General features: G+C 61.5%; 2 protein-coding genes. One reads left to right on the top strand and one right to left on the bottom strand.

Going from position 1 to position 1867, the window contains the following annotated elements; all coding sequences use genetic code 11:
* Window positions 1–1172, bottom strand: a 1172-nt coding sequence (locus PO883_RS34285) for a glycerophosphodiester phosphodiesterase (RefSeq protein ID WP_289313775.1), incomplete at its 3' end; no start/stop codon positions are given.
* 122 nt (window positions 1173–1294) lie between these two features.
* Between PO883_RS34285 and PO883_RS34280 the strand changes: the two genes are divergently transcribed.
* Window positions 1295–1867: hypothetical protein (locus PO883_RS34280; RefSeq protein ID WP_289313774.1), on the top strand; the 573-nt coding region annotated here is incomplete at its 3' end.

Here is a 1867-nt window from a genome sequence, read left to right as displayed (position 1 = left end):
TAGCCGATCTCCTTGAGATAATCGGCACGCGCGGCCAGCGCCGTATCGGCGAAGTCGGAGAACACGCCGTCCACGCCGAGCGCGTAGAACTGCTTGTATTCGAGCTTGGGATCGCCCTTGTAGTCGAGCGGCAGGCGGCGTTTTTCGTTGCGGAAGGTGTAAGGATGGACCAGCAGGCCAGCCTTGTGGGCGTCGGCCACCAGGGTGGTAGGCGCGGTGGTGGTGGTATCTGCCTCGTTGAGCTTGCCATCCTTGTTGGCGTCGACCAGCTTGCCGTCGGCGCCAGTGCTGCCTTTGGTGCTGACGATATAGCGCTTCCACGGGCCGATGGCGTCGGCGTAGGTCTTGATCTCGGCCAGCCCGGCCGGCGTGACCATGGCGCTGAACAGGCGCTTGTCGCCGGCCAGTGCCCAGTCGTACGGGCGGTCGAAGGGCGCGGCGTAGGTGAGGGCACCGGTTTTCAGGTCGACATCGTCGGCATCGATCAATTGCACCATGCGTACGGTCGAGCCCTTGCCGCGCATGTATTTCAGGCTGCCCGGCTCGAACGACTGGATGAATACCGGTGCGCTGGCGCTGTTCCAGCCGGCGGCGCTGAGCAGGGCCAGCAGCTTGTCTTCCAGCGGCAGGCCGTTTTGCCGGTGGAAGGTCGGGTTCTTGGTTTCGGGGTACAGGATGATGTTGCGGCCGCTCTTCTTGATCATGTCGATGATTTCCTGGATCGTCGCGATCTTGTAGCGGCCATTGAATTGCTGCGGCCGTTCGGCGTCGGTGGAGATGCCGCCCAGGGTCTTGATTTCGGCCAGGGTAAAGTCGCCGGCGAACCAGCCTTCCTCTTCCACGCCATCGACACGCAGCTTGCGCTTGCGGCTGGCGAACTCCGGGTGCGAGGCGACATCGGTGCTGTAGACCAGGTTGGGGTCGTGGCGGGCGATCAGGATGCCGTCCTTGGTCGAGACCACGTCGGGTTCGATGGCGTCGGCGCCTTGCTCGATGGCCATGGCGTAGGCTTCCACGGTTTCTTCCGGCAGGTAGCCGCCGGCGCCGCGGTGCGCGACCACCAGCGGCGCCTTGCCGTCGAGGGTGTTGAGGACGACCGGATCGTCGCCGCCGCACGCGGCCAGCGCCATGCTTGCCGCGCACATCACTGCCAGGTTCCGTTTCATTGCCATTGCTGAGTCTCCCTAGATCAAACGCGGAATTCTAGGTGGTGGAAATGACAAGCTGATGACTGACCGTGAGCGCGGAGTATCCGGTGCAATAAGCTGCAGGCAGGAAGCAGCGATGTGGAGATTTGTCGCAACGCAATATCCTGGACTTCATGATCGTGACGCTTGGCTTTCCGGATGGCAATTTTCGTCAGCATTTCACCGCAAAGGATGGAAAACCAATGCCGATGCCCAACGCCAGCCTGTTTTCGTCACACAGTCGTTTCATGCGTTCCGCCCTGATACTGCTGCCCCTGGTGCCCGGCAGTGCACGCGCGGAGGGCGGTCTTCCAGAGGGAACGCTCGGCTGGTGGTATTACACCGGGATGCTTAATCCAGATCGTTATGCGGCCGACCCGGTTACTGCCTGTCAAAAAGGGGCAATGCATCACGCGCGACAAGCGATTGTCGCGATGCGGCCTGTCAATGGTCGCCGCGACTATTTTGAATGCGCGTATAAGTGGCCCACCTCAAAGGGCTCGGTTTCCTGGCTTGGGGAGACCATCCTGCGGTGTGAACCGGGATATCAGACTTATGGGCAGGGCGTCTGCCGCAAACAAAGGCCGGAAAGTCCTGCACCGTTGAAATGCGGAGAGGCGGCTGGGAACCCGGTTCAGTTTGCCAGCGGCGCCAAAGTCCAGCATGAAATTGATCTGGAT

The sequence above is a fragment of the Massilia sp. DJPM01 genome (assembly GCF_030348125.1).
Taxonomy (GTDB): domain Bacteria; phylum Pseudomonadota; class Gammaproteobacteria; order Burkholderiales; family Burkholderiaceae_D; genus Telluria_A; species Telluria_A frigida.
This window is presented reverse-complemented; position numbering and strand designations above follow the sequence as displayed.